Annotated in this window: 14 protein-coding genes; 8 read left to right on the top strand and 6 right to left on the bottom strand. The window is 37.5% G+C overall.

The window, feature by feature from the left end:
* Window positions 1-30 precede the first annotated feature (30 nt).
* Both NE664_07565 and NE664_07560 read left to right on the top strand, forming a co-directional pair.
* Window positions 31-1164 (top strand): glycerate kinase, encoded by a 1134-nt coding sequence (locus NE664_07565; protein ID MCQ4726512.1) that lies wholly within the window; start codon window positions 31-33, stop codon window positions 1162-1164.
* A gap of 494 nt (window positions 1165-1658) precedes the next feature.
* Window positions 1659-2417 carry a conjugal transfer protein TraX gene (locus tag NE664_07560; protein MCQ4726511.1) on the top strand — a complete coding sequence of 253 codons (759 nt, stop codon included), beginning with the start codon at window positions 1659-1661 and terminating at the stop codon, window positions 2415-2417.
* A gap of 58 nt (window positions 2418-2475) precedes the next feature.
* On the opposite strand, the gene NE664_07555 is transcribed toward NE664_07560, so the two are convergent.
* The 5 genes from NE664_07555 to argS form a co-directional block, all read right to left on the bottom strand.
* Window positions 2476-3192, bottom strand: a complete 717-nt coding sequence (locus NE664_07555; GenBank protein MCQ4726510.1) for a hypothetical protein — start codon at window positions 3190-3192, stop codon at window positions 2476-2478.
* Between the two features lie 33 nt (window positions 3193-3225).
* The gene (locus NE664_07550; GenBank protein ID MCQ4726509.1) at window positions 3226-3942 is read right to left on the bottom strand and encodes a hypothetical protein; all 717 of its coding nucleotides are present in this window, start codon (window positions 3940-3942) and stop codon (window positions 3226-3228) included.
* Between the two features lie 66 nt (window positions 3943-4008).
* Window positions 4009-4563: a hypothetical protein gene (locus NE664_07545; GenBank protein ID MCQ4726508.1), complete on the bottom strand. Its 555-nt coding sequence runs from the start codon at window positions 4561-4563 to the stop codon at window positions 4009-4011.
* Window positions 4564-4721: 158 nt separating this feature from the next.
* Entirely contained in the window at window positions 4722-6257 is a 1536-nt protein-coding gene (locus tag NE664_07540; GenBank protein ID MCQ4726507.1) for a hypothetical protein, read from the bottom strand.
* 658 nt (window positions 6258-6915) lie between these two features.
* Window positions 6916-8613 carry an arginine--tRNA ligase gene (argS, locus tag NE664_07535; protein MCQ4726506.1) on the bottom strand — a complete coding sequence of 566 codons (1698 nt, stop codon included), beginning with the start codon at window positions 8611-8613 and terminating at the stop codon, window positions 6916-6918.
* A gap of 496 nt (window positions 8614-9109) precedes the next feature.
* On the opposite strand from argS, the gene NE664_07530 reads away from it, so the two are divergent.
* From NE664_07530 to NE664_07505, 6 genes are all read left to right on the top strand, one after another.
* Window positions 9110-9280: a hypothetical protein gene (locus tag NE664_07530; GenBank protein ID MCQ4726505.1), complete on the top strand. Its 171-nt coding sequence runs from the start codon at window positions 9110-9112 to the stop codon at window positions 9278-9280.
* 503 nt (window positions 9281-9783) lie between these two features.
* The gene (locus NE664_07525; protein ID MCQ4726504.1) at window positions 9784-10719 is read left to right on the top strand and encodes an alpha/beta fold hydrolase; all 936 of its coding nucleotides are present in this window, start codon (window positions 9784-9786) and stop codon (window positions 10717-10719) included.
* A 10-nt stretch (window positions 10720-10729) separates the two neighbouring features.
* Window positions 10730-11209: a PaaI family thioesterase gene (locus NE664_07520; GenBank protein MCQ4726503.1), complete on the top strand. Its 480-nt coding sequence runs from the start codon at window positions 10730-10732 to the stop codon at window positions 11207-11209.
* Window positions 11210-11270: 61 nt separating this feature from the next.
* On the top strand, window positions 11271-11534 hold the full coding sequence (locus NE664_07515) for a pro-sigmaK processing inhibitor BofA family protein (GenBank protein MCQ4726502.1): 264 nt from the start codon (window positions 11271-11273) through the stop codon (window positions 11532-11534).
* A 239-nt stretch (window positions 11535-11773) separates the two neighbouring features.
* Window positions 11774-12886, top strand: a complete 1113-nt coding sequence (locus NE664_07510; protein ID MCQ4726501.1) for a rhomboid family intramembrane serine protease — start codon at window positions 11774-11776, stop codon at window positions 12884-12886.
* Between the two features lie 964 nt (window positions 12887-13850).
* Entirely contained in the window at window positions 13851-14426 is a 576-nt protein-coding gene (locus NE664_07505) for a uracil-DNA glycosylase (protein MCQ4726500.1), read from the top strand.
* A 1556-nt stretch (window positions 14427-15982) separates the two neighbouring features.
* Here the strand turns inward: NE664_07505 and NE664_07500 are convergent.
* Window positions 15983-16339, bottom strand: coding sequence for a VOC family protein (locus NE664_07500; protein ID MCQ4726499.1), 357 nt, complete (start codon window positions 16337-16339; stop codon window positions 15983-15985).
* Window positions 16340-17808 lie beyond the last annotated feature (1469 nt).

Genomic DNA, 17808 nt, shown 5'->3' with positions numbered 1-17808 from the left:
TTATGTAAGTAAATATAAAGGGGGAAAAACATGAAATTTGTATGTGCGATAGATTCATATAAGGGGAGCCTCACTTCAATGCAGGCTGGGAACGCCGCGAAAAGGGGGATATTAAGGGCGTTTCCCGATGCGGAAGTAACGGTAATGCCCATTGCCGACGGCGGAGAAGGCACTGTGGAAACGCTTGCCGAAGGCATGGACGGCGAAATTTGCACAACATCCGTAACGGGACCTCTGGGCGGCGCTGTGGAAAGCCGTTTCCTTGTTGTTGACGGCGGCGCGACATGCGTTATGGAAATGGCGTCCGCCGCGGGAATTACCCTTGTTAAAGAAGATGAACTTGATCCGCTGAGGGCTACTTCCTACGGAGTGGGCGAAACGATACTTGCCGCCGCCGAAAAGGGATGCCGCAGTTTTATAATAGGCATAGGCGGGAGCGCGACAAACGACGGCGGGTGCGGAATGCTTCAGGCCCTCGGAGCCAGATTTGCCGATAAAAACGGGAAAGAAATACCCTTCGGCGGCGGCGCTTTGGGCGATATTGAAAGTATAGACGTATCGGGGATTAATCCTGTTGTTAAGGAATGTACTTTCAATATAGCGTGCGACGTTACAAATCCTCTGTGCGGCCCGGAAGGCGCGTCGGCCGTTTACGGCCCGCAAAAGGGCGCGGACTCGCGGACTGTTGAGCTTCTTGACAGTAATTTGGCGCATTTTGCCGATTTAACAAAAAAAGCCTTAGGAAAGGATTTTTCTTATCTTCCCGGTTCGGGAGCGGCGGGCGGCCTGGGTTTTGCGTTCGCGTCGTATCTAAACGGCAGGCTTTCAAAAGGCATAGAGCTTATACTGGATCTTATAAATATAGACCGTGAGCTCGACGGAGCCGACTGCCTGATAACAGGGGAAGGACGGATAGATTTTCAAACCGCTATGGGAAAGGCTCCCATAGGAGCGGCAAAGCGGGCTAAAAAATACGGGTTGAAAACCATAGCCGTTGCGGGAAGCGCGTCCATTGACAGCGCCGAATGTAACGGATTCGGAATAGACGCTGTTTTCAGCATTTCAAACGGCCCTATGACGCTTGAAGAAGCTATGGAAAAGGAAAGGGCGGAAGATAACCTTTCGTTTACTGTGGATCAGCTTGTAAGGCTGTTTGGACGCTGATATTTTCTGTTTGTATGGCGGCTTATGCTTTTAACAGTATAGTGTTAAACCGGGGAATTTGTATGTTCTGCAAAGCCGCTCTCCGAAATTTTCTGTGGAAACGCTGGGTGGCTGTGAATTTAAAACGGTTTGCGCCTGAAATTTTATCATAATACTTTTCATCATGTATATTTAGGGGGCTTGGAACACCGGAACTTGAAATTTCAAGGTAAATATACGGGAGATCCTAAATCGGCATGCCGCATTGTATGCTCCTGAATTTTCTATGAATGATAAAATATAATGTGACATTTGTACGGAACGCATAACTTAACTTATATCAAGACGTATGCAAACAGTCCGTGATAAATCGACCGCACGGTTATGATATTGATTTTTGGTATGCTTAAAAATAATGCGGAGCGTCGTATATTTGCGGCAAGGCAGGATGCTTTATATTAATGCGGCGCGGTGGGTTCTTAAACTGAACGCCGCGTTTGGGGGGACAAACAGGAATGGACAGGAACAAAATAAAAATAATTGCGCTTATATCCATGCTTTTGGATCATATAGGGGCGTTTATAATATATCCGCTTTATATGGACGCATGCATTGTCGACGGCGTTAACATAATGGGGGATTTAATTCCTGCTAAAGCAAAGGCTTTGTATTTTGTATATTTGGTTCTTCGGATTATAGGGCGGTTGGCGTTTCCGATTTTTGCATTTATGACGGTTGAAGGTTTCAGAAAAACAAAAAACCTGAAAATGTATTTGAAGAGGCTCTTTATATTTGCGGTTATATCCGAAATACCATACGACCTTGTAAGGGGAGCCGGGATATTCGATCCGTCCAGCCAGAATGTAATTTGGACTTTTATTATTGCCGTTATAATGATGTGGGCTTTAGAAAAAATAAGTCAAAAAAATGAAAATAAAACATGTCGGATTGTTTTAACTGCCTTAACAGTAAGCGCGGCGGCGGCGGTTTCCACATTTTCGGACGGAGGTTTTGGCGGAATTCTTCTTATAGCGTCTATGTATCTTTTTGGCCGAAATAAAACATATTATTGGTTAAGCTCGTTAATATCTTTATGTATAATGTCCATACAGTTTATGCCGATACAAATGTTTGCGGCCGCTTCTCTTATTCTGCTTGAAAAATATAACGGTGAAAAGGGGAAAGGATTTAAATACCTGTTCTATATTTTTTACCCCGCGCATCTTTTTATAATATGGCTCATTTCACCGCTGGCGATAAGTTTGGTAGGATGATTGCCGTTTGCTGTTTTATATGTAGTATTTACTCCCCGTTTGCAATTAAAGAAACATATCATCGTGGCGGCCTGTTGGGAAGGACGCCGTAGCCCCATGTTTTGTCATTATAGTTAGGAAGATCATCGTCATAAAATTCTTCCCAAGTCCAGTAACCTCCGTTTTGAGTTTCATAGTCGGAATTGACGAAGTCCCAAATATAAGCAGACATTGGCCGTTCTTTATTTGAATAATCTATGGTATACAGGTAGCCTTTGTTTTTAATAAGTCCTTTTTTGTCAAAGAAAATCTTTATGGAATTATCGTCCCTCATAAAATATGCGTAATTTGGGAATAAATCGCTGCCGGGGAGCCGGAAAATTACATCATATTGAGAAGGTAGTTTAATCAACTGGTAATCCCAACCGTAGTCTTTTTCGAGCATATAGGAAACGGCGCTTTCATAAGTTTTAATAAAGTGTTTTAGATACATGACCCTGCTGAACTGGTTAACGGGGATAATAAAAGAAAGTATAAGTAAGGTTAAAAATATCTTCCTTCCCGCAAACTGCCCGAAATATTTCCAAAGCTTAGGAGTTAAGAAATAAAGTATGAAGAAAAACGGCAGAAATAAATAAACGAGCATGTCAAAAATTTTACCGTTGACTCCCATTTTTTCAAGTAAATCCATAGTATCATAATATCTGAAGAATAGGAAAAACGGAAGATACCATATGACGTAAAATAAAAGCAAAGAATATTTTTTTATAATATACAATATTTTTTCTTTATTCATACAGTACCTCCCTTTTGTAATTAAAGAAACATATTATCGCGGCGGCCTGTTGGGAAGAACGCCGTATCCCCATGTTTTGTCGTTATAGTTTGGAAGATCATCGTCATAAAATTCTTCCCAAGTCCAGTAACCTCCGTTTTGAGTTTCATAGTCGGAATTGACAAAGTCCCAAATATTAGCCGACATTGGCCGTTCTTTATTTGAATAATCTATAGTATACAGATAACCTTTATTTTTAATAATTCCTTTTTTGTCAAAGAAAATCTTTATGGAATTATCATCCCTCATAAAATATGCGTAATTTGGGAATAAATCGCTGCCGGGGAGCCGGAAAATTACATCATATTGAGAAGGTAGTTTAATCAACTGGTAATCCCAACCGTAGTCTTTTTCAAGCATATAGGAAACGGCGCTTTCATAAGTTTTAATAAAGTGTTTTAGATACATGATCCTGCTGAACTGGTTAACAGGGATAATAAAAGAAAGTATAAGTAAGGTTAAAAATATCTTCCTTCCCGCAAACTGCCCGAAATATTTCCAAAGCTTAGGAGTTAGGAAATAAAGTATGAAGAAAAACGGCAGAAATAAATAAATGAGCATGTCAAAAATTTTACCGTTGACTCCCATTTCTTGAAGTAAATAAACTGTTTCATAATATCTGAAGAATAGGAAAAACGGAAGATACCATATGACGTAGAACAAAAGTAAAGAGTATTTTTTTATAATAAACAATATTTTTTCTTTATTCATATAGTACCTCCCGTTTGCAATTAAAGAAACATATTATCGCGGCGGCCTGTTGGGAAGAACGCCGTATTACCATGTTTTATCATTATAGTCAGGAAGAGCATAGTCAGAAAATACTCCCCAAGTCCAGTAACCTCCGTTTTGAGTTTCGTAGTCGGAATTGACAAAGTCCCAAATATAAGCAGACATTGGCCGTTCTTTATTTGAATAATCTATAGTATATAGGTAGCCTTTGTTTTTAATAAGTCCTTTTCTGTCAAAGAAAATCTTTATGGAATTATCGTCCCTCATAAAATATGCGTAATTCTGAAATAATTGGCTGCCCGGAAGGTGGGAAATTGCATCATATTGAGAAGGCAATTTAAACAACTGGCGGTCCCAACCGTAGTCTTTTTCAAGCATGTATGAAACGGCGCTTTCATAAGTTTTAATAAAGTGTTTTAAGTACATGACCCTGCTGAACTGGTTAACGGGGATAATAAAAGAAAGTATAAGCAAAGTGAAAAATATTTTTCTTCCTGCAAATTTTCCGAAATATTTCCGAAGCTTGGGCGTCAGGAAATAAATTATGAAGAAAAACGGCAAAAGCAAATCAAACATTATATCAAAAATTTTATCGTTCACTCCAATTTTCCGAAGTAAATAAGGTGTTTCACAATATCTGAAGAGCAGGAAAAACGGAATATATAATATTACATAAAATAAAAGCAAAGAATATTTTTTTATAATAAACAATATTTTTTCTTTATTCATATAGTATCCCCCTGTAATTTTAATATCTTTTAATGGTACCTTTTATTATCATAGTAGTCATAGCCTAATTCAATAGCTTCATAATCTCTGGGATCGTCAAATAAAGTTTTCCAATTACTTATTAATGTAGCTAAACTTTTGTATATTTCAAAGACGTCTTTACCAAATTCTATAACAAGTTTTTCTGCAACCTTCTTATCATATAAATCATCTATAATGTAAGAAGTGTATTTAATTTCTCTAAAAAATAAAAATTTTCCCAAATTATCTAGTACAGGTTTAAAATAATTATCAAGCCATTGTGCTCCTCCGGCGCCGAGATGTCCAAATGTTTCCAGAAATATATTTTCATACCATGGTATTTCGGATTTTTCAGGAGAGCCTTTAAATGTTTCTTTTAGTATTATACCATATGCTATATTACCGGGATCATCAAATCTGAGCACATATCCGTCAAAGTAATACCATGAAGAATTCCAATCTTCTTTCGCTTTCAGGTCATAATCATTTCCGGCTCCTACAGAGCTCATAAAAGCTAATAACTTATCTATGTAATTTTTAATACCAGGGTTTTCTAATGCTATTTCTCTTCCGTCTGCTTCTGCTTTTCTCATTATTTCAAAAAGTTTCTCCGTAACGTCAGGCATTATAAAATCCTTTGCGGCTTTTTTGTAATCAGGCGGAGTTATACGGCAGTCGATAAGGTTCGGTATAACTTCATTATCTAAAAATTTGATGTTATCTTCTTTTATATAACTCTTCCCAACTGTCCCATTCCCCGCGTCGATATAAATATCTTTAGCAATGCCCTTAAGCCGGTTTATAAAAAACGTCCTGTAATCATACTGTTTTTTCATATATTTTTTAAATCCCGTTCCGCTGAAAATTGTATTTTCAAAATAGCTTATATATTCTTTTGAACAAAGCTCGCGGCCGTATTTACCTTTATACGACGTTTTTTTATAAATGCTGTTGTAAGCGTTTAAAACGTCGCCGTAATATTCTTTGCAGTCTTTATTTTCACCGAGTACGGCTGAAAGAAACGACAGCTTTTCCCTGTCGCCTCCAGCGGTGCGTTTTGACCCGTACTTTGCGGCTTTACCGAGAATGGAAAGGGACGCGCTCAATCCGAATTTTGAGAGCGAACCGCTTTTGACGGCTTTTGCGGCGTTAAGTATGCTTTTTTCTTTAGCGTTGCTTTGATACCCTGTTTTGCCGTCGGAAAGCTTCAGTATTTTGACAGCTTTGTTTACATTTAAATGCATACTGTCTGTAATAAGTATTAAACCGTTCAGGACGATTAAAAATTTTTCCGTTTCTTTTCTGTCATTGTCGCTTAAAAGATGGATAATGTCAATATTATTTTCAAGATCCATGTAAATTTCATCTATAGCCTTTTTCGCGCTTTCGCGGCAGTTTTTAAACGCGGCATAATAGCATGTGTCATCGGCCTTATTTGTAACGCTGCCGTAAATATAATGCTTTATGTTCAGATCCTCCATATACTTTGAAGTTCCGAATATTTTCCCGTTTTTACCCTTTAGTTCTTCCGCTCTTTCAATCATAAAAATCCCCCCGTTTAAATAATGGCGTATTCTTAATTTCCTTTCAACGCATTGCGTCGCCTGCATGTCAATCATAACAGACGCATACATTCCGGCGGTTACCCTTTTCCGATTTCAGGCGCAAAAAAAAGGGCTTTAAGCCCTTATATGAATCCGGCGAAACTGACGCCGTGCGTAATTATTGAATTTTGCGGTTTTCGGATACCCCCCGGATGAAACATGATTTGTATACGCAATGGTTTTGCACAACGAAGCGGGATTAAATTATACCTTTGCGGTTTGTTTTGGGGGCAAAGCGTTTAGCGGTCGCTGGCTCCGTTTTACAAGAGAGACACGCCCCACAAATTAAATTTTTCTATTACTCTTCACTGAGAAAATACTTAACCTGATTTTTAAATTCCCATTTGCGGAACGCTGCTCACTGCGTATAATTACGCGGTTCTCCGGCTTGCCTACAGGCAAGTATACTAACCGTATAAGAATCACGGAGCTGTGCGTTCCCAAATGTGGAATCCAAAAGTTCAGTCAAATATACGCATAATATCGGAAAAATTTGTCATATGGAACATTTATGGCCTTGTAAACTGAATATATTCAAAATCGAAATTATTTTAAATCATTATACATATGACGCAAAAAATGTTTCATGTGAAACAATTTACATCTGTTCCGGAGCTCCTATGCCGAGAAGTCCGAGGCCCGTTTTAAGCACATTAGATACAGCCATAACGACGGCAAGCCTGGCTTTTCTCGTTTCTTCGTCATCCGTTAATATCACATTATCATGGTAAAACTTATTAAATGCCTGAGCCAAGTCAACAAGATATCTTGAAATTACAGAAGGCTCGTATTTTGCCGCGCTGTCAACTACTTTCGAAGGGAATATATCAAGCAGTTTGCATACCTCCGCACTGCTTTCGTCGGAAACTTTTGAAAAATCTATTTCTCCGGAAATTTCACAAATTCCCGCCTTCTTGATTACGCTGCACGCCCTTGCATTAGTATACTGCACATAAGGCCCGGTTTCACCTTCAAAGCTGAGCATTCTTTCCCAGCTGAAAACAACGTCCTTAATCCTGCCGTTATAAAGGTCGTTAAATATAACGGCGCCAATGCCGACTTTCTTCGCAACATTTTCCTTATCCGGAAGATCAGGATTTTTTTCTTCTATTATTTTTAATGTTTCTTCTATTGATTTATTAAGAAGCTCCTCCATAAGCACCACGTTTCCGCGCCTTGTGGAAAGCGTTCCGCTTTCAAGGCTTACAAGGCCGAAAGGCACATGCGCAAGATCTCCGCTCCATTCGTATCCCATTTTTTCAATAACTTTAAACCACTGCGCAAAATGAAGGTTCTGATCCAGCGCCGTTAAATAAATACATTTATCAAAATTATAAGTTTTCTTCCTGTAAATGGCGGCGGTTATATCCCTAGTGGCGTAAAGCGTTCCGCCGTCCTTCCTTATTATAAGGCAAGGCGGCATGGAAAATTCATCGAGATCCACAATCAACGCGCCTTCGCTTTCCTTAAGAAGGCCTTTATCTTTAAGTTCCTGAACTACGGGAGCCATTTTATCGTTGTAAAAACTTTCGCCTGTATACGCGTCGAACTTAACTCCGAGCATATCATATACCCGTTCAAATTCCTTAATGCTTATGTCGTAAAACCATTTCCAAAGCGTAAGCGCTTCTTCGTCGCCTTCCTGCATTTTGACAAACCATCCGCGGGCCTCGTCATCCATGGCCGGATTTTTTTCGGCTTCATCGTGATACTTAACATAAATACGCATAAGTTCTTCTATGCCTTTTTCTTCAACGTCTTTTTCAGAACCCCAATGCTTGTATGCGTATATAAGCTTTCCAAACTGTGTTCCCCAATCGCCGAGATGATTTATTCCCACACAGTTATATCCTAAAAATTCGTGTATTTTATAAATCGCATTTCCTATAACTGTAGAACGGAGATGTCCTACATGAAACGGTTTCGCTATGTTCGGAGACGAGTAATCTATAACAATCGTTTTTCCTCTGCCTTTTTCGGATCTGCCGTATTCCGTTCCTTCGGCAAGGACTTTTGTTATAACTTCCTTTGCAAAAAACGATTTGTCGGTGAAAAAATTTATATATGCGCCTATTATTTTAATTTCGGAAACAAAAGGGGGTTTTTCTATTTTGCCGCATATTTCAGCCGCTATTGCCGGAGGAGCTTTCCTAAAGGTTTTTGCAAGCTTAAAGCAGGGAAACGCATAATCTCCCATATCGCTGTTTGGCGGTATTTCAATAGCTTTTAAAATTTCGTTTTCATCAATCCCGGCCGCATTTGATATGGCCTTTGATATTTCATATTTAAAATCCATGAGGATACATCCTTTCATCATTTGCATATATATGGTAAAAAGTATTGATAAAAGTATATTATACAATATAAACATATTTAATTCAAGGATACAATATTCGACTTCATTTTTACGTTCGGACTGATAGGTTCCGGCTCCGTCAAATTAACCGGCGTTGAAAAAATCATAAAAATATGATAGTTTAGGTTTACAATGGCACACACGGTTTTAAGCGGCGGCATCGCCGCAATAGCAATGTTAAAGCCGCTTGCCGCAGGGTTTGCGGCGTCTGCCCGTCCTTGCCTTGCTCTTACGCCGCTTAAAACTCTTTGACCTTACAATGGAAAAATTTTTTTGCAGTTCAAGGCTCATATGTGCCGACATAGCGGATCCTATGTTAAACATATGCAACGCCTAAATGCGGAAATTTTTCCTTGTGAAACGTGCTTGTCCTTGTAAACCGAAGATAAGGTAAACTGAAAATAAAAAACTGAATTTGACAAGGTCGTGTGATTATATGGATATGATTAGAATTCTTCAATTTGCAGTATTAGTTTTCGGTGTAAAAGAATTGTATAATGCGTTGGCATACCACAAACAGAAGAAAAAGAAATGGGCAATCGCCTCTCTATGTATAGGCGTCTTTGCCTGTGCCTGCGCCGTTGTTTCAATGACGGGCATTCTGTAAATTCAAAACCCCGGTTTGCTGAACTAAACAGCATATGCCGACCGATAAGAGTAAGGTTTAAATACGCTTTGTTCCTTTCGGTATCCAAAAAAAGATAAATGAGGTTCCACGCGATTTCAAAGTCCTGCGCCGCCTTTCCTTATGCTTATATTTTCGTCATTTCGACGAATAAATTGTTATGTAAGCCTAAATCAGTCCAAAGAGTAAAAGGGGGATATTCGGCTTCCTTTTTACATTCATATTGACGGACTCCGTATTTAAATACGCCTTCTTTCATCCGCTCGTCTGGATGAGGTTATTATATTATAAATTATTCAAAAAGACGCTACCTTCAGTTTACAAGGAGGCAACCAGACATATAAAATAACGTATTTATACGGCGCATATCCTGCCGCCGGCCTGTTTTGTACATTCAAAATATATCTTTATTTTTTGCCGCTTTTGTATCATAATATAATGAAAGGAATAAAACGCAAAAGATTATGAAAAGGCAGGCGTTATATATGAAAATAAAAAAAATTCTTAAATCGGCAGGAGCGGCGGCGGCAGTATTTGCTGTACCGGCCGCCATAAACAAATGCATTTTTATGCTTTCAAAAAATAAGAGCGATTGTAACGGCCAATACTATACTTGGCAGTATGGAAACGTGTTTTACAAAAAAACAGGAAGGGGACGCCCTCTTCTCCTTATACACAGCCTTGCAGTCGGCGCAAGCAGTTTGGAATTTATGTACAACATAGATGAACTTTCAAAAAAATATACCGTGTATGCCGTCGATCTCCCGGGGTTCGGACTCTCGGACAAGCCCAAAATAACATATACCGCATTTATATACTCGTCGTTTATAAACAGTTTTATAAAAGACGTTATAAAAAAACCTTCGGCAGTAGCCGCCTCCAACGGCTCCGGCATGTTTGCGGTTATAGCGGCAAAACTTTATCCGAAAAACATATCGAAACTTATACTTGTTTCCCCCGCCGGAATAGCAAGCAAAATGGCAAAAAACGACGATATAACAAAAAGGACTTTCCTGGAACTTCCAGTATACGGCACCTTTGCTTATAATATAGCCGCCTCTAAAAAGAATATAAAAACATTCCTTATAAAAGAAGGCTTTTACGCGCCGCACAAAGTTTCAAAGGAAATATGCGACGCCTTCTACCATGCGGCCCACGCTACGGGCGGCGACGTAAGGTACGCTTATGCGTCGCTTGCCACAAATTATATGAATATGGACATAAAACAGTATTTTAAAGCAATAGTCCAGCCGGTTTTCGTAATATGGGGCGAGGAAAATTCAGTAAACCCAATTAACAACATGGATTTGCTTGAGGAAATGAAGCCTGAAAGCGAATATTTCATATTTGAAGAAACAAAACTTTTCCCCCATATGGAAAATCCCGAAGAATTTAACAAAATAATAAAAGAAAAAATATAGGAGCATGATTATGACGCCACAGGAAAGAATGGAAAAAATAATTGACAACGTAATTAACTACACAAAAAGCGACAACGGCAGCGGAATAATAAAAATGATGAACCCGTCGTTTCTAAGATGCAGCCACGAAAACTTACAGCTTGAAATTAAATACCGCATCGAAAGCTGGGAGCTTAACCCGCAGAAATCAATGCACGGCGGCCTTTTATGCGCGGCCTTTGACAATACTTTCGGCATGCTTACCCATTATGTTGCCGACAACAATTTTATAACGACGGTGGATATTGCGACGCGTTTTCTAAAACCGATTACGGAAGGCGACGATTTGATTATACGCGCAAAAATAAATTCCCACGGACGCACTCTTGTAAGCATGACCGGAGAAGCAGTTATAGAAAACAAAAACCTTGTGGCCGCAACCTCCAGCGCAACATTTATGATTTTAAGAGGAAAAGAAACTCAGATAAACAGCCTTCATAATATAAAATAAGTCATATTCCCGCCCCAATAAGTGTAAATTAGTACAAAGTATATTTTACGGGGTGGGGAATATGGATTCTGTTTCCGTTATAGGCACAATGATAGCCGCATGCACATTTTTTGTAGTCCTTGTAGTTTTTGCAAAGCCGATTGGGATTTTGTTAAAAATATTCGTAAACGCCTGCATCGGCGTTATCGGCCTTATGGCCGCGAATTTTCTGCTTGCGCCTTTAAATTTTTCCGTTGGAATCAACCTGCTTACAGCCGGATTTATAGGGGCGTTGGGTTTTCCCGGATTTATATCGCTTTATATAATTAAAATTATTCTGGGATGATACGGTATGCGATCGTAACGGCAATTTATGCGGTTACAATATTAGTTTCATTTTACAACAGCCGCACTGTTTTAACGGGTGCAGCGGTTCAACAGTTGCGTTAAATCCGCGTATGCTCTTGTAAATTAAGCTATATCTTATAAAAGTATCGTTTAAAAAATGAACCGTTTCCGTTTTAAAATCCGGTACGCCGCAAAACGGGGACGTTTTTTAAAAAACAAAAGAAAGGGGCGGCCGCCATGTTTAAAGACTTTGCAGAAAACCTCTGCCGAAGCCTGATAGAAAACGGCTATTACACAGTTTCCCCGAAAGGCGGAGCTGAAATAACCGACAACACGCCTTTTATAATGCTTGCAAGGAACTTAAGCCCTGTTTTATATACGGTTACAATTATAAACGCAGGGGCAGTCGGCGAAAATATGATAACGTCGGTTGCGGAACCCGTTAATATGTCCATGGAACGCTCGCTTGCGGAGCTCAGATGCAGTTACGCCATTTGCCTAAACCTTTTGGCCGCGCCGAAAGATCCCATTATATTTAAAAGCTATGTGGATAAAAAAGATAATATCCCCGGCGGAAAAATAAACCAGTGCTGGTGGCTTGCCGATCTTGAGAACAAAAAACTTTTATTCGGCAAAAACCAGCCCACGAAAATAATGGAACTTGACGAAATAATAAAAAACGTCCTGGTCCGCCGCGGAGGAAAAACCGAATCTAATTCAGGCAGTTCCTTTCATATTGAAAAAATCGAGAAAGAAAGCCTCATAAAAGGGGCTGTTCCGGTGAAAAGCCGAAGCTGCACCGTAACATATTCCCTTATATTAATAAATCTGCTTGTATGGGCATATGTGACGTTTACCGGAAGCCAAGACTATTTTTTCGGACTTTTCGCAAATAACAGTGATAAAGTGTTAAATTACGGCGAATATTACCGCCTTATAACATGCATGTTTTTCCACACAACCATAATGCATGTGGGATATAACTGTCTTACAATTTATATTTTCGGACGTATATGTGAAAAATACATGGGAAAATCAAGGTATGTTTTAATATATTTCCTTTCGGGTATATGCGGAAGCGCCGCAAGCGTAATATTTACAAAAGGTATTTCCGTGGGAGCGTCGGGGGCTATATTCGGAATACTGGGCGCTATTACGGCATTTAATATGAATTCAAAAAAAGATTTGGAAGGCATGGGTTATTTTACAATACTTATGTTTACAATAGCCGGTATTTTAATGGGATTCGGAGATACCGGTGTTGACAACTTTGCACATTTAGGCGGTATTATATCGGGATTTCTGATTTCAATGGTATTTACAAAGTTTTTTGACGGCAAAAAACAATAAATCCGTAAGTTATCCACAGGACAAATGTGGACAACGTGAATAACTTATGTAACCCTGTTTATTTTTTAAGGAGCCTTTTGTAATAAAAAATACTCTAAAATGCGCAAATATATGTCAATAAATCGGCATAAAATATCATATTTAACAAGTTACAGCGGCATAAAAATGCTGTATTTCCTATAAATCAGGTTTACCATAATATGCCGCACTTATTCACATTTTATTTGTTTATACTGTAAAATAATCAACAATTTTGTGTTAACAAATTATATACTACATTATTTAGTTGTTTTTTAGAATTTTAACACTAAATACTGTGTATAGATTATGTCATAATTTTAAAAAAACAATGTTATTAACATTTTTTGGTGGATAAGCCGCTTTTTTTGTGGATAACTATACTTAACTACTATTTACGGCGGCATATATTCCGCAGATTAAATTATTATATTTGTCAGCTCCATTTGCCTATAATATATGCAAAGCCTAAAACAGTTATCAAGATAACCTGCCTTACCCGCCTATATAGGCAAATTCAGATAACTGTCATGACGATTATAAAAATAAAAAACGCAAATAACGTAAATATACGGCTTCATTATAATCACGAAAATAACGTACAATACTACCGATCCGCATTATTTATGTTTAAAATAAAGCAGGATAATTGGAGAATGATTACAAAAACGTCATATTCAGTAGTATACAATATTATTTAATGCTATAATATGCTGTATGATGATATTTAATAATATTCGGTTTATAAAAAATTAACGTCCGCATAAACAAAGAAAGTAAATTTTCAGCCGGCATACATATTTCGGATGAGTTTCATGAAACATACGCAATGCCGCTTATTTACACGGCTCATATAAATATAAACGGGCAAGTCCGTTCCTTACGGCATTAACAGCGGATGTTATATGGCTGGATAACAAAATACAAAAAGAAAGGGGCTCGCGCAATGGAAAGCCTTGAAAATTTAAAAAAAGAATACATTAAAAAATACAGCGGCATAAAACTTGTTTTCGGCGAAGGAAATATTAACAGCAAAATATTTCTTATAGGCGAAGCTCCCGGAGGCGACGAGGAAAAAAAAGGACGTCCTTTTGTTGGGAAAGCAGGAAAAAACCTTGACGAATTTATGGAAATAGCAGGCCTTAACAGGAATGAAATTTACATAACAAACGTAGTTAAGCTGAGGCCATACAAAGAAAACCCGTCTACAATGCGCAAATCAAACAGGACGCCCACAGAAAAAGAAATAGCCGATTTCCTTCCGCTTTTGAAAAAGGAGCTTTCAGTTATAAATCCCGGCCTCGTCGTAACGCTGGGAAACGTGCCGCTGAAAGCCGTAACAGAGGACAAATCTGCCTCCATAGGCAAAATGCACGGAAACGTTATAAACCTCGAAAACGGGATTAAGCTTTTTCCGCTTTATCATCCCGCCGCGGTAATATATAATTCGTCGCTTAAAGAAACATATATAAACGACCTTCATAAGCTTAGGGCGCTTATTGATTGCATTGAGAATATTTAGCATGGAATTGGTTCAGTCACCGGAATAATTCCGGCCTGTATTGACTTTTAAAATCGTCGGTAATATAATTTAATCATCAAAAGGAAATAACAATAAGGAAAAAGAAAAAAGTAAATAAAAAATAAGTAAATAAAAAATTTTAAAAATTAAAAAATTAAAAAGTTTCGGTCAGGTTTTTAGAACCATAAAAATTAAAAATGGTGCGTTAGGTTAAAAAAGTTTTTAAAACTTTTTAATCGGCTTTTAACCTTATTGTTAATAAAAATTTTCCTTTTTTGATATAAAATAAAAACCATGGCTATTGCGAAGGGGGTTACCGCTAAAAAAACTATATAAAACGAAATTGGCCGATAAGTAAAAAAATAAGTAAAATTATTAAATTCAGCTGATAGGATGTAAAATGTACGATTAAAAAACAAATATTAACGTACATACAAAAACGGCTTTAAAAGGCCGCAAGCAGTTAAGATCCTATAATTAAAGTTTCCGCATTAATAATTTAAAAATAAAAATCAAATATCGACGGCATGAATATAATAGTTCCACCATTTGGCGGCTGTATGTTATATCAATAAATCGTCGTACGATATATGCGGAAGATTGTTTTTGGTTTTCTAAGCTTGAACTTTAGGCAGGCGTTTATAAAATAAAAACTGTATTTTAAAAAAAAATTAAAGGATATTAATAAGCTTACTTTCCATACAAAACATATAGTTTGTATAGATTATATAGAATCCGTAAGCTAAATAAGCTAAATTTATGAAATTTACAAGACAAGAATTTTACGAAAGGCTGATACCGATGCAGATTAAAAAGATTGGAATTTAATTTCGGAACCGAGCAATAAAATCAAAGGGCGGCTGTCGCTTTAGCCGCGGATCAGTAAGGCGGAAAGATTTTAGAAAATTATAAGTTCCGAAAAAATAAAAAAATTTAATAGTGGTAATGATAAAAAAGCTGAACCACAATAAAATCCCGTAGTATCAATAAAATCCAAAAATCTAATTTGAATGTGATAGTATTCAAGTTAAGGAGAAAATGTTGTGACTGAACCAGATATATTTTGATAACCTGTCTGTTTTAAATGATAAAGCAGGCAGGTTATCTTTTTATTTTACTTTTCTTTGTAATCGCCATGCCATAACGTTATAGCCCAAGTATTAAAAATATGCATCCGTCGGCTTATTAAAGCCATTCTGCAAACATATGCCGGCTTTAAACGGAATATATTTTCATAATTTAAAACAATACAAATACTTAAATAATTTAAAATTCCCTATATTTCCAAAATATACATGCATTCGACGATTTTAAAACGGCTGCATATAAAAAACAGAAAAATATCCGTAATTTCAAAAATCTTATTTCACATATCAAAAAATCCGCCATTCAAAAAGTAATAAGACGGCTCGGAGCGTTTACTAATGCGCGCTTCAAAAGTCCAGTCAAGTATTTGCAGCGCAGAATATCGAAAAATTTACCATATGGAGCATATATGACATCATAAAATTAAAATATTAATATATCATAAAACCTTTATTCCGTATAAACGGCAATTATACCGAAAATTCAACAATTATGCCGTCCGGATCCGTTACGGTAAAATGTTTCGGCTTAGGTTTCTTATCAATAATTTGCGAAGGCTCAAAACCTAAGCCAACAGCTTTTTTATGCACGGCATTTAAATCCTCCGACGTTTGGAAACTTATTACCATTCCCCTTGAAGAAACTTTTTCCGCTCCTTCAAGCCGTACAAGTTCTATCATTGTCCCTTCAAGGGAATTCGACAAAAATACTATTTCGCCGTTTTGTATATTAAAACGCCGCAACACTTCAAGCTCCGCAACGTCCCTATAAAATGAAACCGACTTTTCCATATCCCTTACCATTAATGTTATATAACTTAATTTCATAATAATCACCCCATAACTACTTATAACGGATTAAATTTTTATAAATTTATTATATCATATCAATACTCTCCTTCATATACGTGAAAAATACAAAAAAATAACTCTTTACGTTTGTGAAATGAATATAAACAAAACTTTGACTGTTTTCAGAGAGCGATAAAATATAATCAATACAAAGGCTTAATCGGATCGGGCAAAAATTACCTTTTTCTTAAAAACTTTACATATAACCGCATTTCATTTTAAATTGAAAAAATACAGGCCGCTTTTGCATTTTCCAAATATAGCTTATGTTTACAATGGCGTGCACGGCTCACAATGAAAATTTTACGCATTCATAAATCCGCCACGCCTGCGCATATACGTATTGAATATCAAAAAATTTTTTCCTTGTGACGTCGGAGAGTTTTTCGGCGGCAACGCAAGAGCAAGGCAAAAAAAGCGGAAGCGCCGCGAACACGGCGTCAATCGGCTTTAACGCGGCTATCGCGCCTATGCCGCTTAAACTCGGCGCGCCATTATAAACCGAAGATATTATAACGTAAACTTTAATTATATAATAATAAATTTTATATATCCCGCAAATACTATATTTTTTATATTAAAACAAAATTTTGCCGCCTCAAAGTATTCAATATAGGAATATTTAATATTTTTATGACGGTAAGACAATATTTTTATAATACAAATCCGCATCGCCGTTTTTTTCCGTTTAAATATTAATGAAATAATATATTTCTTGAAATTTAAGGCAAAAATTTATATCATTTGTCCACATATACGCATACAAAATATACTTTTATACACGGGATAACATTTATAACTCAGCCTTTCATTATGTTTACGTTTATAAAAGCCACATACGGTTGAGGGCCATTGGCGGCTTAACGGCAATCTCAAACGCATATGATGCGGATTCCGGCCGAGGCATGCCTGTTTTTTTCTTGCCCTTAAACCGATGATGACGTCCCCAACTCTTTGACTGTTAATGGCTGAATTATTTTGTCAGCTTCAGATTACAAGGACATTCACGCCCAGAAAACAAAAATTTTCCGTATTTTAGTGTCCCATACGCTGCATATTTAAGCGCAAAATTTTTTCCCTTGCTATGTCGGAGAATTTTAACGGGCATCAGCGGTGTAAAAGCAGAGCAAAGGCGTACAAGACGCGGCGGATCGGCGAGCGGCTAGCAATTGCGGCGATAACGCCCAAAACTGTGTGCGATCTTATAGACTGAGGCTATTAAAAGGCAGAATACCAATTCTTGCCCACATGCAAGTTATACGGACAATACGAAAATCAAGGCGAGCGACATTCCTAAAAGCAGAATTTGAGCGCCATATCAAATATTTGCGTCACAGAATTACATAAAAATTTTTCATTCAGATCGCGTGTTTCCTTGATAATTAAAGTAAAAATCAATATATAAATCAATAACCGATTGTTTCAACATATTTCCAAGCATAAAG

The sequence above is a fragment of the Anaerotignum faecicola genome, from assembly GCA_024460105.1.
Lineage (GTDB): Bacteria > Bacillota > Clostridia > Lachnospirales > Anaerotignaceae > JANFXS01.
Note: the sequence above shows the minus strand (reverse complement) of the source record. Positions and strands in the feature narration are given on the sequence as shown.

Excerpts from the sequence above, each read along its gene's own strand:
- NE664_07565 (MCQ4726512.1), top strand. The coding sequence starts at position 31 with ATGAAATTTGTATGTGCGATAGATTCATATAAGGGGAGCCTCACTTCA.
- NE664_07530 (MCQ4726505.1), top strand. The coding sequence starts at position 9,110 with ATGGATATGATTAGAATTCTTCAATTTGCAGTATTAGTTTTCGGTGTA.
- NE664_07560 (MCQ4726511.1), top strand. The coding sequence starts at position 1,659 with ATGGACAGGAACAAAATAAAAATAATTGCGCTTATATCCATGCTTTTG.
- NE664_07520 (MCQ4726503.1), top strand. The coding sequence starts at position 10,730 with ATGACGCCACAGGAAAGAATGGAAAAAATAATTGACAACGTAATTAAC.
- NE664_07510 (MCQ4726501.1), top strand. The coding sequence starts at position 11,774 with ATGTTTAAAGACTTTGCAGAAAACCTCTGCCGAAGCCTGATAGAAAAC.
- NE664_07540 (MCQ4726507.1), bottom strand. The coding sequence starts at position 6,257 with ATGATTGAAAGAGCGGAAGAACTAAAGGGTAAAAACGGGAAAATATTC.
- argS (MCQ4726506.1), bottom strand. The coding sequence starts at position 8,613 with ATGGATTTTAAATATGAAATATCAAAGGCCATATCAAATGCGGCCGGG.
- NE664_07550 (MCQ4726509.1), bottom strand. The coding sequence starts at position 3,942 with ATGAATAAAGAAAAAATATTGTTTATTATAAAAAAATACTCTTTACTT.
- NE664_07505 (MCQ4726500.1), top strand. The coding sequence starts at position 13,851 with ATGGAAAGCCTTGAAAATTTAAAAAAAGAATACATTAAAAAATACAGC.
- NE664_07500 (MCQ4726499.1), bottom strand. The coding sequence starts at position 16,339 with ATGAAATTAAGTTATATAACATTAATGGTAAGGGATATGGAAAAGTCG.
- NE664_07515 (MCQ4726502.1), top strand. The coding sequence starts at position 11,271 with ATGGATTCTGTTTCCGTTATAGGCACAATGATAGCCGCATGCACATTT.
- NE664_07525 (MCQ4726504.1), top strand. The coding sequence starts at position 9,784 with ATGAAAATAAAAAAAATTCTTAAATCGGCAGGAGCGGCGGCGGCAGTA.
- NE664_07555 (MCQ4726510.1), bottom strand. The coding sequence starts at position 3,192 with ATGAATAAAGAAAAAATATTGTATATTATAAAAAAATATTCTTTGCTT.